This is a genomic window from Actinoallomurus sp. CA-142502 (assembly GCF_050936355.1).
GTDB lineage: Bacteria > Actinomycetota > Actinomycetes > Streptosporangiales > Streptosporangiaceae > Actinoallomurus > Actinoallomurus iriomotensis.
The window spans coordinates 7435747-7448068 of sequence record NZ_JBNJMY010000001.1 but is presented as its reverse complement, the minus strand read 5'-3'; the positions used below and the strand labels follow the sequence as shown (position 1 = coordinate 7448068).

Sequence of the window (12322 nt, the reverse complement as noted above, 5' to 3'; positions counted from 1 at the left end):
ACGTGGGCGCCGCGCTCAGGCCGACGGCTCGTGTCTCCGCTCGGACTCGGTGAACTCCACGGACTCCAGTACGAGCCCGTCGCCGCTGTGCAGGTCCAGCCGGGTGCTGCCGCAGCCGGAGCAGGTGGCGAGGATCCGGTCGGAGGTCACGACGCGTCCGCACGACCGGCAGCCGAGCCGTACCGGCTCGACGACCACGTCGAGGTGCGCGCCGTCCGCCACGGTGCCGTCGGACACCGCGATGAACGCCTGGTTCAGGGCGGGGCCGCTGATGCGGAGCAGGGCGCCGGCGCGTACGCGCGCCCGCCGTACGCGGCGGCCGGCCGCTCGCCGCTCCACCGCCCGGAGGACGGCTCCGGCGATCCCCAGCTCGCGCACCGTCTTCGCCTGCCGCTGGTCCTTCGGCGCCGGCGGGCGTCCGGCGTCGGCGTGATCGAGGCGCCGATCGCGCGCGGGCGGCCGGGAATCGTCCCTTCTCGGGCGCCTCCGTAGATGGAGCCGGAGCCAGGCGTTCATTCGGCCTCCCCACGGATCGTGAAATACGGCGGCATCCCGATGATTAGTAACTGACGTTATGGGCGTTCCCTGACGAATCGACACCCATAATCGGACAACGGGGAGTAAAGGCTTCGATAGGTACGGGACGTCGTATTCCAGCGGTCGCTGGGCGCTTCCCGGCATTCACGGTGTGGCGCGGATTCTCCGTGGATACGATGCTTCGACGATCATCCGGGAGGAGCGCGCCGTGCCGGAGCCGCAGGATCAGCCGGAGCCACGGACGGCCGACGTCAGCAGGCCGAGCCCCGCGCGCCTTTACAACTACTACCTCGGCGGCAAGGACAACTTCGCCGTCGACCGCGAGGCCGCCGAGTCGATCCTGGCGGTCATGCCCGAGGGTCGGCAGGTCGCGCGGGAGAACCGCGCCTTCCTGCGCCGCGTGGTCCGCCATCTGACGCTGGAGACCGGCATCCGGCAGTTCGTCGACCTCGGCACCGGCCTGCCCACCGAGGGCAACGTGCACGAGGTCGCGCAGGAGGTCGCGTCCGGGGCGCGCGTCGTGTACGTCGACAACGATCCGATCGTGCTCGCCCACGGTGAGGCGATGCTGGCCACGGACGACCAGACCGCGTTCATCGGGGCGGACATGCGGGAGCCGGACGCGATCCTCGGCGATCCCCGGCTCAAGGCACTGATCGACTTCGACGAGCCGGTCGCGGTGCTGTTCGTCTCGGTGCTGCAGTTCGTGCCCGACGACGAGGAGGCCGCCGGGCTCGTCCGCAGGTTCGCCGAGGCGGTGCCGCCGGGCAGCCGGGTGGTCATCTCGACGATCACCGGCACCGGGCAGCGGGAGGACAAGGTCGCGACGATAACGGCCGCCTACGCGAACTCCACGGCCCCGGCCGTGCTGCGACCCCGGGAGCGGATCGAGCGCCTGTTCGGCGGCCTGGACCTGGTGCCGCCCGGGCTCGTGCCGGCGCCCGAATGGCACCCCGGCGTCCACGGCGAGACCGGTGACGGCACGTCCTGGGTGCTGGCCGGAGTCGGCGCGGTCTCCTGATCCCAGGGACAGGGCAAGGCGCGGCGTGGCGGCGGTAAAGCTTCGTCCGCGGACCGCGCGTCGCGCATGACGCGCTGGTGGGCGCGGGTACGGCACATCGCAGGTCAAAGCGATATTCCAGCGACACGAACGGTGCCGACGCATGCAGCAGCAGATCCGCGGGTGGCGCTTCGCCGCCGAGAGAATACCCAGACGCCGAGTCATGCGCGACGGACCGCTCGCGCACTCGGCCCGAACGCTCGTCAGCGCCTGTCAGGAGCTCGGCGACCGGGCTCGGGGCATGAGTGCTCCCACCCACGGGCGAATGTCCGCCGCCCAGGCCATGGCGGCGCGGATGCCCGCACGTGTGGCGGAGTACATGCCCGGCCGGACGCCGACCGGCATGATGGGCCGGATGCCCGCTCGCATGGCGGCGCGGATGCCCGGTCAGATGATGGGGCGGAGACCCACCCGGATGCCCGCTCGCATGGCGCGGCGGATGTCCGGCCGGATGGCGGGCCGGATGACGATGCCCACGGCGATGCCGACGGGCATGACCTCGAACATGAAGCGGGTCGCCGGCGGACTGGGACTGCTGGCCGCCGGAATGGGCGTCGCCCGCTGGGCGATCAACCGGCCGAGCGCACGGGAGCGCGAGCTCAAGAACCGCTGGATCATGGTGACCGTCAACTGCTCGCCACAGCGGCTGGCCTCCCGGGCCGACCTCCCAGAGCCGATCACCCGGCTCGGCGACGCGGTCGACATCAAGATCGCTCCCGCGCCCGGGGACCGCGGCACCGAGCTCGGCGCGCGACTGCGCGACCTGCCGCGTACGAAGGTCGCCGGAATGGTCACCCGGCACCCCGAAGAGGATCCCCGGCGCATGGTCGAACAGGCGCTCCGCGACGCCAAGGCGATCATCGAGACGGGGGAGGTGCTGCGCGGGGAGTGGCCGGCCGCCGCGCAAGCCGCGCAGGCGGGCAAGCTCCTGGAGTTCGCCGGCCGCCGAGGAGGCCGGCAGTGAAGGCGCTGTGCTGGGAGGGCGTGAACCGGCTCTCGGTCGAACGGGTCCCGGACCCGCAGATCCTCAATGACCAGGACGCGATCGTCAAGGTCACGCTGACCACGACCTGCGGCTCGGACCTGCACCTCATCAACGGCTACATCCCGACCATGCAGGCGGGCGACGTGATCGGCCACGAGTTCATGGGGGAGATCGTCGACATCGGCCGCGGGGTCCGCCGCCGCAAGGTCGGCGAGCGGGTCGTCGTGTGCTCCTTCATCGGCTGCGGCCGGTGCTGGTACTGCACGCACGACCTGTGGTCGCTGTGCGACAACACCAATCCCAACTGGGAACTGGCCCAGGACACGCTCGGCTTCGAGACCGGCGGCGTGTACGGCTACTCCCATGCCATGGGCGGGTTCAAGGGCAGCCATTCGGAGTACATCCGGGTCCCGTTCGCCGACTTCGGCACCTTCCCGGTGCCCGACGGCGTCAGCGACCTGGACGCCCTGTACGCCTCCGACGCGGCGCCGACCGGCTGGATGGGCGCCCACATGGGCGGCGTGAAGCCCGGCGACGTCGTCGCGGTGTGGGGCGCGGGCGGCGTCGGCCAGATGGCGGCACGCGCGGCGCAGCTCCTCGGCGCCGAACGCGTCATCGTCATCGACCGGCTGCCCGAGCGGCTCGCCATGGCCGAGCGGTACATGGACGTCGAGACGATCGACTTCTCCCAGACCGACGTACGGGCCGACCTGCACGAGCGTACGGGCGGACGCGGCCCGGACGTGTGCATCGAGGCGGTCGGGATGGAGGCCACCGGCGCCCCGGACGGCCAGTACGCCTACGACCGGGTCAAACAGCAGCTCCACATGCAGCAGGACCGGCCCATCGCGGTGCGCGAGGCGATCCAGGTGTGCGCCAAGGGCGGTTCGGTGTTCGTCCTCGGCGTGTTCGGCGGCATGGTGGACCGGTTCCCGCTCGGCATACTGATGAACAAGGGCCTGGTGCTCGCCGGGGCGCAGCAGCACGGGCACCGCTACATCCCGATGCTGCTCAAGCGCATGGCGAGCGGTGAACTCTCCGCGAGCCAGCTGGCCACCCACGAGATGTCGCTCGACGACGCGCCCCACGGCTATGACATGTTCAAGCACAAGAAGGACGGCTGTGTGCGCGTGGCGTTCCGACCGCACGACTGAGCGCGCCCTGCCGGCCTGTCAGAAGTGCAGGACGACGAACTCGTACTCGGCGGGCCCGGTGAGCCGGGCCCTCCCGTCCTGGTTCTTGTCGATGAAGATCGTCAGGTACACGTCGCCGTGCCACTGCTGCAGGGGCGTCTCCTGCTGGTCGCGCCAGGTGTGGGCGATGTAGACCTTGTCCTGGCCGGCGGACTGGTGGGCGACCCTCGTGCCGACGAACTCGTTGTGGCCCTCGTTGTCCAGGTACAGCGTGCCGCTGCCGTACTCGTAGTCCGCGAGCCCGGTGCCGGGCCGGAAGCAGGGGTTCTCCGCGACCGACGCGCCGTCCTGGAGGTTGAAGACGCCGTCGTCGGTCCAGGCGCAGACCTCCAGGGAGACGTCCTTGGCCTGTCGGGGGAAGCGCAGCTCGAACGGCGCCCTCTTCATCGCGACCGTCACGACGTCCTTGTCGCCCCGCTGCGCGAACGACATGGCGTCCTGGGCGCCGCCCTGCCAGAACTCCAGGCCGAGGCGGGGCGTACGGGACAGCTGACCGGTGTCACCGGAGAGCGCGGACGCGGAGGCCGACGGCGACGGGGTGGGCCTGCGGACGGCGCCGTTTCCGCGCAGGCCCGGCCAGACCACCAGGCCGCCCACGGTGATCACGGCCGCCGTCGCGACGGCGGCGCCCGCGAGCGCCAGGCCGCGGCGGCCCGTGGGCCCTCCCGGTACGGTGCCGGGCGGCGGCGCGCCCGTGTCGGGCAGCTGCTCGTCGGGCAGCACGGACGTCCGGCGGCCCGCCGCGAGCGCCTCGCCGATCGGTGCCCGTCCCGCGTCCGGCCGGCCGAGGAGCCAGATCAGCACGTCGCGCATTGACGGGCGCGCCCGCTCGTCCTTGGCCAGGCACGCCAGGACGAGGTCCCGCAGCGGCCCGGACAGCGGTCCGAGGTCGGGCTTCCCCCGCAGGACGCGGTTGCTGATCGCGGCGATGCTGTCCCCGCCGAACGGCGAGGAGCCCGACGCGGCGAACACCATCACGCAGCCCCAGGCGAACACGTCGGCCGCCGGCCCGATCGTCCGCTCCTCGAACTGCTCCGGCGCCATGTACGCCGGCGTGCCGACGATGCCGCCGGTCAGGGTGGGACCGCCGTCGAGCGTACGGGCGATGCCGAAGTCGATCACCCGTGGCCCGTCGGTGCCGAGCAGCACGTTGGCCGGCTTGAAGTCCCGGTGCACGACGCCGGCCTCGTGGATCGCGGCGAGCGCCGTCGCGGTGGCCACCGCGAGCCGGTGCAACGCCGGACCCGACCGCGGGCCCTCGGCCCGTACCGACTGCAGGAGTGTGGGACCGTCGACGAACTCCGTGACGACGAACGGCGGAGACTTCGCCAGGTTCGCGTCCAGCACCTGGGCGACGCAGAACGGCGCCACCCGCCGGGCCGCCGCCACCTCCTTGGCCAGGCCCGCCCGCATCCGTCCGTCGGCCGCCCACTCGGTGTGCAGGACCTTCAGCGCCACCCGGGAACCGTCCGGGGCGGTCGCCGCGTAGACGACACCCTGACCACCCTCGCCGAGGCGTCCCGTCAGACGGTAACGGCCGAGCTTCCGGGGGTCCCCCGGACGCAGGGACGAGATCTCGGGCATGGGCTCCCCCCGTCGGCTGCCGATCATGCGAACATCGCCACCGTAGGACCCCGCGCGGCGCCGGACCAGAGCGGCCGGAGCCGGGAAATTCGTTCGTGTCCTCACGACTCGTCTTCCTACGATGCCGCGAAGACGTGAACGACCTGGACGGCCGGATTCCCGGTCGCCGGAGGGAGGGCCGTGCGGTGTCCGCGACGGACGGCGACACGATTCGTGAGACCTTTCTGCGTTTCTTCGAACGCAACGGTCACCGGCGCATCGAGGGCGCCTCGCTCGTGCCGGTGGGCGATCCGACGCTGCTGTTCGTCAACTCCGGGATGGCACCGCTGAAGAAGTACTTCACCGGGGAGAAGGTGCCGCCCGCGCCCGACCTGTGCGACGTCCAGGGCTGCGTCCGCACCAAGGACATCGACGACGTCGGCGACCGCCACCACATCACCTACTTCGAGATGCTCGGCAGCTGGTCGATCGGTCACTACTTCAAGGAGCGCGCGGTCGAACTCGCGTACGCGCTGCTGACCGGCGACTTCGGCCTGGACCCGCGGCGTCTCTACGTCAGCGTGTTCGGCGGCGACGAGGCGCTGGGCCTGCCGCCGGACGAGGAGTCGGCGCGCGCGTGGGAGCGGGCCGGAGTCCCGCGCGACCGCATCGTCGCGCTGCCCGCGGAGGACAACTTCTGGGGTCCGGCCGGCCAGAGCGGTCCCTGCGGGCCGTGCACGGAGGTCTTCCTCGACACCGGCGAGGAGTTCGGGCCCGCCTACGTGCCCGGCGGCGTGTTCGACACGAAGCGGCGCTACATCGAGATCTGGAACGCCGGCGTCTTCATGCAGTTCGACAAGGGGCTGGACGGGGTGCTGCGGCCGCTGCCGTTCACCAGCGTCGACACCGGCTCGGGCCTGGAACGCATGGAACTCGCGCTGAACGGCCTCGACAGCGTCTACGACACGAGTCTGTTCGCGCCGCTGGTCCGTACGGTCCAGGACGTCCTGGGCGAGACCGGCGAGGTCCTGCACCACCACCGGGTGATCGCCGACCACCTGCGCGCGGCCGTCGCGATCATGTCCGACGGCGTACGGCCGGGCAACGAGGGCCGCGGCTACATCCCGCGCCGCCTCATCCGCAAGTGCGTGACCCTGGCGATGGGCCGCCACCGGGAACGCCTCGACGTCGCACCGATCGTCGACGCGGTCGTGCGCTCGCTCGGCCCGACGTACCCGCGCATGGCCGCGGAGCAGGCGGCGGTCACGGCGGCGATCGCGGAGGAGCGCGACGAGTTCGGCGACACCGTACGGCGCGGCCTCGACCAGCTCGACCGGGTCGTCGCCCGGCACGGCCGGGTGAGCGGCACGGACGCCTTCCACCTGTTCGCGACGTACGGACTGCCGGTGGAGATCACCCGAGACCTGGCCGCCGCGCGGGGTGTGAGCCTCGACCGTGAGGAGTTCGACGAGGCGCTGCGGCGGCACCGGGAGCTCAGCCGCGGCACCAGGACGGATCGGCGGCTCCGGGTGGACGACGTGCTGCCCGCCGCGATCGCGAGCCGTCCGGCGACGGAGTTCCTCGGCTACGACACCCTGTCGGCCGAGGCCACGGTCCTGACGCTGTTCTCCGACGGCACGACGGCAGAGGCGGTCGCGGCCGGTTCCGACGCCGACCTGATCGTGGACCGCACGCCCTTCTACGGCGAGGGCGGCGGGCAGGTCGGCGACCGTGGCACCGTACGCGTCGTCGGCCGCGACGGGGTGCTGGGCGACGTCATCGAGACCGTCGTGCACGCCGGCGGCGGCCACCTGCATCGCGTGAGCGTCCGGTCGGGCGTCCTGCGGGTCGGCGACACGGTGACCCTGACCGTGGACCCGTCCTCCCGCGCGGACACGGCGGCGAACCACACCGCGACGCATCTGCTGAACGCGGCCCTGCGCACGGTGCTGGGCCCGCACGTACGCCAGGCGGGGTCGCTGGTCGAGCCGCGACGGCTGCGGTTCGACTTCACCCACCCCGGCCCACCGGCGCCCGAGGAACTCGCCGCGGTCGAGCGGCTGGTCAACGAGTGGATCCTGACCGACGCGCCGCGTCGCGTCGAGGTCATGCCCGCGGAGGAGGCGAAGGCGTCCGGCGCCGTGTCGCTGGAGGGCGAGGACTACGGCGAGGCGGTACGCGTGCTGTCGTTCGGCGACTTCTCCAAGGAGCTGTGCGGCGGCACGCACGTGGAGCACACGTCACAGCTCGGCTCGTTCCGCATCGTGTCCGAGCAGAGCGTCGCGGCGGGAGTCCGCCGCGTCGTCGCGGTGACGCGGCGGCGAGCGGTGGACCACTCGATCGAGCAGGGGGCGGCGCTGTCGGACGTGGCGGCCACACTGAGGACGTCACCGAAGGACGTCGTGCCCGCGGCACGCCGTCTCGTGGCGGCGGCCAGGACACCGAAGACGGCGCGCGACACCGCGACGCTCGCGAACGCGGTCGAGACCGTGGTCGACGACGTACCGGTCATGCTGGCCCAGGCGGGCGGCACGGTCGGCGCCCTGCGTGAGCAGGCTCGGCGCACCGCCGGCGAACGCGACCGGGTCGTCGTGCTCTGGACCACCTCGGGGGAGAAGAACACCCTGGTGGTCAGCGTCCCGGCGAGCCTGGCCGACCGCCTGCGCGCCGACGCGCTGGTCAAGAGCGCCACCCGGCGGCTGGGCGGCGGTGGCGGAGGCAACGCCCGCATCGCCCAGGGCGGCCTGACCACCGCCCCGACCACCGAGTCATTGATCGAGGTCCTCACCGAAGCCGTTCCGGATTGAACGCCGCCGACCCGACCGGGCCGGTGATTAGTCTTGGCTCCCATGTGGTGGATCGTGGTGGCGCTGTTCTATGGGAGCGTCGCGTTGATCTTCGGCTTCGCCGGCGATCGCCACATCAGCAACACCGTGCGCAGGTCAGGGCTTTTCGGTGTGATGACGGGTCTGATGACGGTGATCCAACACCCGATGCCGCATCCATGGGCCAAGCAGGTCGCGCTCTCCATGGTGTTGGTCGGCCTTTTCGCGTCCGTCGTACGGCGCGGGCGGATCCGTGCCCGACAGCGTGTGCATCCGCCTCTGGATCCGGCCGCCGCCTTCGAGGCGAACGAATCGGGCCTCCTCTCCTTGCGGAGGTTCGATCTGACCGGCACGGTGGAGACGCTGAACGACAGCGTTGAGAAGCTCCGGTTGGCCGTCCAGGCGAGTGTGGGCGAGCGGGTCCGGATCGAGTATGCGGCGAACCTGGTGATGGCGTTACGCGGCAGGTACGAGCGTCTGCGGAACCGGGAGGATCTGGACGAGGCGATCGCGACCGGCCGGGAGGTGGCCAAGGCCGAGTCCGCACGTGAGCGACGCCGAGGCGCCCTGCTCTCACAACTGAGCTGCGCACTGCGCGTGCGCTATGACCACTTCGGAGACGCCACCGATCTTGAGAACGCGCTCAAGATCAGCCGGGAGGCCGTGCGCGTCGTACCCGCCGGCTACGTGGGCGACCGCGTCGCCTGTCTCGGCGAACTGAGCGCCGTGCTGCGCAGCCGGTACGAGCGCACCCAGTGTACGGACGACCTCGATGAGGCGATCGAGACGCTGGAACACGTCCTGACGATCACACAGTCGGGCGATCGGCCGTACGTGCGGGTGGTCCATCTGACCACGCTCTGCAGCCTGCTCGTCCAGCGTCACCGGGCGACCGGCCGGTGGACCGACCTCGACCGGGCGCTGGCCGTCGGCCGGCAGGCCGTGCGGCGCATGCACGCTGACCATCGCCTCTACAACGTCTGCCTGAACAACCTCGCCCTCGTGCTGCGCGTGCGGTGCGAGCACACCCCGAACGCGGCGGAGCTGGAGGAGGCCGTCGAACTGGCCCGTGCCGCCGTCAACAACGCCCCCGGCGACGACCCTGCCCGTGCCTATAACCAGTTGAGCCTGGCACTGGCGTTGCACGGCCGATACCGGGCCGCCGGCCGGCCCGCCGACCTGACCGACGCGCTGACGCTGGCGCGCGACGCGACGAGCAGCCCGGTGGCCGACATCCCGGCCCGGGTGGCCGCCGGGATCGCCGGTGGCGGCATCGCCGCCACGGCGGGGGAGTACGCGGAAGCGGCGGAAGCCCTGGAGATGGTGATCGAATTGCTGCCACGGCTGGCAGCACGCGAGCTGCGCAGGAGCGACCAGGAGCACCGGCTCGGCCAGGGATCCGGCATCGCGGCCTCCGCCGCCGCCTGTGCGCTCGCCGCCGGGCAGCCCGAAAAGGCCGTGAGATTGCTGGAGCAGGGCCGAGGAGTGTTACTCGCACGCGCCCTGGACACCCGCGCCGACCTGACCGCACTGCGCCATCACCATCCCCGGCTCGCCGAGGAATTCGAGGAGTTGCGCGACGTACTCGACGCCGTGCACGTCCCCGAGCCGCTCATGGACGCCGGCCAGGAGGACGGCGAGGAGCCGATCGGGACGGTCCCGGCTTCGGACGACGGTGCCGTCCGGGGCGGCGAAACGGACCGGAATACGCGGCTTGCGCTGGCGAGCCGCTGGGACTCATTGCTGGAACGCATTCGAGACCAGCCCGGCTTCGCGGCCTTCGCCCGCGGCCCCGAGCTCGCCGCACTGCAGGCCACCGCGGAGGCGGGACCCATCGTCTTCCTGAACGTCAGCACGTACCGGTCCGACGCGATCATTCTGGAGTCCGGCGGCGTGCGGACGATCCGCCTGCCCGCCGTCACGCCACAGGCGGTGGCGGAACAGGTACGCAAGACGACCGACGCGGTACGGCGCGAGCACCTGCTCGATCTGGGCCGGCAGGAGTGTTTCGGCGAGGTGCTGGCCTGGCTGTGGGACGCGGTGGCCGAACCGGTGGTGAGGGCCCTCGACCTCCACCGGCCGCAGCCGGGTGAGGCCCCGCCCCGGGTGTGGTGGGTGCCGACCGGGCCGCTGACACTGCTGCCGGTACACGCGGCGGGCCATCACGACACACGTGATCATCCGGATCCCAAGACCCTGCTGGACCGGGTGGTCTCCTCCTACGTGCCCACGGTGCGTACCCTGCGCGCGGCCAGGGCGGGTCGATCATCCCGCACGGCGCCCCGCCCTCTGGTCGTCGCCCTTCCGGAAACACCCGACGCACCCCCACTACGCGGAGCACTGGCGGAGGCCGAGGCGGTGCGGCGCCTGTTCACCGGTGCCCGGGTGCTGTCCGGCCCTGAGGCGGTGGCCGAACGCGTCCTGGCCGAACTACCCCACTCGCCCTGGGTCCACTTCGCCTGCCACGCGGTCACGAACCCGGACGCGCCGTCCCAAGGGCGGCTGATCCTCCATGACCACCAACGGCGTCCGTTCTCCGTGGCCGACATCTCCCGCCTGCGGCTGCGGAACGCCGAACTGGCCTACGTCTCCTCCTGCTCGACCGCCCAGCCAGGGGAGCGCCTGTTCGACGAGGGGATCCACCTGGCGTCCTCCTTCCAACTCGCGGGCTTTCGGCAAGTGGTCGCCACGCTCTGGCTGCTGCACGATCGTGTCGGCGTGGAGTTCGCCACGCAGGTCTACCGGCATCTGACTGCCTCGGGCACCTCGTCCGGAGCGCCGGCCGCCGCGGCCGCCGTGCATCAGGCGACGCTCACGGCACGTGATCGATACCCGAACTTTCCGGCGCTGTGGGCCGGACACATCCATGTAGGTCAGTGACACTCATTCATCGGATCGTGGTGTCCGTCCGGGAGTGGACTGCTGCGCCGGCTGTTGTGCGGGCGTCGAGGCGCCGGCACGCCCGATCGGCCCCTGAGCGGGCTCTGGCATCTGGTCAGAGGGCGTGTAGCCGCGGAACTCACCGGACTCGGCGAGCAGTTCCAGCTCATACGGCGTCAGTTCGGGCAAGGGTCTCTCCCGGGTGTCTCAGGCCTTGATCCGGTGGGTGGATGAGCTCGACGACATCGGCGTCGGCACCGCGGATGTGCAGTCCAGCGGTTCTCTCGACCCGGCCGGCGAAGCTGCCGTCGGAGTTCATCCGCCAGGCGGACTCCAGGAAGAGCTCCGCCGGTTCGGGGTAGGACGTCGCGTAGGACTCGGACCCGTACCATCCGCCGACCCAGGTCCCGTCCTTAAGGCGGACGCGCACGAAACACGAACCGCGATGCCGGAACATGCGGTCCCACGCGCTGGGCGCCGCCCGGTACCGAGAGGGCAGCCGACGGCGCTGCCACAGCGACACGCATCCGGCCGCGGCCGCCGGGACGGCGACGAAGAGGACCAGCGCCAGCAGACCGGCGAGGCGTGGCTGGTGCCGGACGCCGTCCCAGCCCCCTCCGCGCCCCTGAGCGGCGCGTACCAACATCGGCCCCGAGATGATCGCGTACAGCGAGTCGAGCAGCACCGAGGCCGTCACAGCCCGCAGCACCCGCTCGCCCAGGTTGCTCTCTCGCGCGACGGGACCGCGCAGGCGCTCACGCAGGAACTGGTAACTCACCCCGGGCAGCACGAAGAACACCAGGAGGAGCGCCTGCAGCACGGTGGACGGAGCCTGGTCCATGGCTCAGAACCCCGACAGGTCGTGCGGGTCGTACCGGACCGTGATGCTCCGTCGATGGCCGTGTACTGCCAGCACACCCAAGATGAGCGCGCCGGCCGCGCCACCGAGGGCGAGCCACGACCGCCTGACGTCCACCCACGCGATGAGTTCGTGTCTCTGCGACAGGAGAAGAGCCAGGCCGGTGAGGCCCAGCACGCCCCACATCAGCGGGACGAGCAGATTCTTGTTGCTCGTGGCGATCTCCGCGAGGAACATCAGTCCCGCCTCCAGGGACATCACGCCGTTGACCAAAGCGCCGCCACCCGCGTGGCCGAGGAGGATTGCCTCCCCCGCCACCACTAAGGCGACGGCGAGTAACACCCTTAGCCGCACGCGTCCGTTTCTGGGCAGGAAACACACGGTCATGACCACGACCACTCCGGCAAAGTTCGACCAGTT

9 protein-coding genes are annotated in these 12322 nt (G+C 71.3%); 5 read left to right on the top strand and 4 right to left on the bottom strand.

Going from position 1 to position 12322, the window contains the following annotated elements; all coding sequences use genetic code 11:
* Positions 1-15: 15 nt before the first annotated feature.
* Positions 16-516: a hydrogenase maturation nickel metallochaperone HypA gene (locus ACQEV1_RS34955; protein ID WP_433399706.1), complete on the bottom strand. Its 501-nt coding sequence runs from the start codon at positions 514-516 to the stop codon at positions 16-18.
* Between the two features lie 229 nt (positions 517-745).
* Between ACQEV1_RS34955 and ACQEV1_RS34950 the strand changes: the two genes are divergently transcribed.
* The 3 genes from ACQEV1_RS34950 (at position 746) to ACQEV1_RS34940 (ending at position 3736) form a co-directional block, all read left to right on the top strand.
* Complete coding sequence (locus tag ACQEV1_RS34950; RefSeq protein ID WP_433399703.1) at positions 746-1558, top strand: SAM-dependent methyltransferase; 813 nt, start codon at positions 746-748, stop codon at positions 1556-1558.
* A 304-nt stretch (positions 1559-1862) separates the two neighbouring features.
* A complete protein-coding gene (locus tag ACQEV1_RS34945; protein WP_433399701.1) occupies positions 1863-2561 on the top strand; it encodes a hypothetical protein in 699 nt (232 codons plus the stop codon).
* Complete coding sequence (locus ACQEV1_RS34940) at positions 2558-3736, top strand: zinc-dependent alcohol dehydrogenase (RefSeq protein WP_285584711.1); 1179 nt, start codon at positions 2558-2560, stop codon at positions 3734-3736. Before ACQEV1_RS34945 ends, ACQEV1_RS34940 begins: the two co-directional genes overlap by 4 nt.
* Before the next feature lie 18 nt (positions 3737-3754).
* Here the strand turns inward: ACQEV1_RS34940 and ACQEV1_RS34935 are convergent, their stop codons facing one another.
* Positions 3755-5359 carry a serine/threonine-protein kinase gene (locus ACQEV1_RS34935; RefSeq protein WP_433399697.1) on the bottom strand — a complete coding sequence of 535 codons (1605 nt, stop codon included), beginning with the start codon at positions 5357-5359 and terminating at the stop codon, positions 3755-3757.
* Between the two features lie 185 nt (positions 5360-5544).
* Here ACQEV1_RS34935 and alaS point away from each other — a divergent pair, with 185 nt between their 5' ends.
* Both alaS and ACQEV1_RS34925 read left to right on the top strand, forming a co-directional pair.
* A complete protein-coding gene (alaS, locus tag ACQEV1_RS34930; RefSeq protein ID WP_433399694.1) occupies positions 5545-8145 on the top strand; it encodes an alanine--tRNA ligase in 2601 nt (866 codons plus the stop codon).
* 42 nt (positions 8146-8187) lie between these two features.
* Positions 8188-11043: a CHAT domain-containing protein gene (locus ACQEV1_RS34925; RefSeq protein WP_433399691.1), complete on the top strand. Its 2856-nt coding sequence runs from the start codon at positions 8188-8190 to the stop codon at positions 11041-11043.
* Positions 11044-11209: 166 nt separating this feature from the next.
* On the opposite strand, the gene ACQEV1_RS34920 is transcribed toward ACQEV1_RS34925, so the two are convergent.
* Entirely contained in the window at positions 11210-11884 is a 675-nt protein-coding gene (locus tag ACQEV1_RS34920; RefSeq protein ID WP_433399688.1) for a DUF6338 family protein, read from the bottom strand.
* A 3-nt stretch (positions 11885-11887) separates the two neighbouring features.
* Positions 11888-12295, bottom strand: a complete 408-nt coding sequence (locus tag ACQEV1_RS34915) for a hypothetical protein (protein WP_433399685.1) — start codon at positions 12293-12295, stop codon at positions 11888-11890.
* Positions 12296-12322: the final 27 nt, after the last annotated feature.

Excerpts from the sequence above, each read along its gene's own strand:
- ACQEV1_RS34955 (WP_433399706.1), bottom strand. The coding sequence starts at position 516 with ATGAACGCCTGGCTCCGGCTCCATCTACGGAGGCGCCCGAGAAGGGAC.
- ACQEV1_RS34945 (WP_433399701.1), top strand. The coding sequence starts at position 1,863 with ATGTCCGCCGCCCAGGCCATGGCGGCGCGGATGCCCGCACGTGTGGCG.
- ACQEV1_RS34935 (WP_433399697.1), bottom strand. The coding sequence starts at position 5,359 with ATGCCCGAGATCTCGTCCCTGCGTCCGGGGGACCCCCGGAAGCTCGGC.
- ACQEV1_RS34925 (WP_433399691.1), top strand. The coding sequence starts at position 8,188 with ATGTGGTGGATCGTGGTGGCGCTGTTCTATGGGAGCGTCGCGTTGATC.
- ACQEV1_RS34920 (WP_433399688.1), bottom strand. The coding sequence starts at position 11,884 with ATGGACCAGGCTCCGTCCACCGTGCTGCAGGCGCTCCTCCTGGTGTTC.